This window comes from Pseudonocardia sp. EV170527-09 (assembly GCF_008369905.1).
GTDB lineage: Bacteria > Actinomycetota > Actinomycetes > Mycobacteriales > Pseudonocardiaceae > Pseudonocardia.
Window position 1 is genome coordinate 1 of record NZ_VRMC01000293.1, and the last position, 639, is coordinate 639.

Sequence of the window (639 nt, forward strand, 5' to 3'; positions counted from 1 at the left end):
GAGCTATTTACACCGCGTCCACCGCCGATGCCGCTGCAGCCGCGCTGGATGATCTCGATGACGAGTGGGGGCGAGCCCATCCGGCGATGATACGTTTGTGGCGTAACGCCTGGACCGAGTTCGTGCCGTTCCTCGACTACGACATCGAGGTCCGGAGGGTGATCTGTACGACGAACGCGATCGAATCGTTGAACGCCCGCTACCGGCGAGCGGTCCGAGCGCGAGGGCATTTCCCCAGCGAGCAGGCCGCGATGAAATGTCTGTACCTTGTCACCCGCAGCCTCGACCCGACCGGACGAGGCCACACCCGATGGATGATGCGCTGGAAGCCAGTCCTCAACGCCTTCGCCATCACTTTCGGTGACCGCTGGCCGGGCGCCGAGCACTACTGACAACATCGCCGGAACCACCGTTCTCGTTACAGACCCGATGCCGTAGCCCTACGGAGGCCCGGCCACCCTGCAGGGCCCTAGCTGTGATGTCCAGGGAGGTTGGTCAGCCTGGTGACTGGTGGCTGGCCGCCGATGGCGGAGTGAGCGCGGTGGTGATTGTAGAAGTGCAGCCAGCCGGGTAGGGCGTCGTTGCGTTGGCGGGTCGACTCATAGAGTCGGGCGTAGGCCCAGCCGTCGGCCAGGGTCC

Annotated in this window: 2 protein-coding genes; one reads left to right on the top strand and one right to left on the bottom strand. The window is 64.9% G+C overall.

Features of this window, described 5'->3' with window-relative positions; translation table 11 throughout:
• On the top strand, window positions 1–392 hold a 392-nt coding region (locus FVA95_RS29175), incomplete at its 5' end, for a transposase (protein WP_193564409.1).
• A gap of 77 nt (window positions 393–469) precedes the next feature.
• Here the strand turns inward: FVA95_RS29175 and FVA95_RS29180 are convergent.
• On the bottom strand, window positions 470–639 hold a 170-nt coding region (locus FVA95_RS29180), incomplete at its 5' end, for an integrase core domain-containing protein (RefSeq protein WP_149663001.1).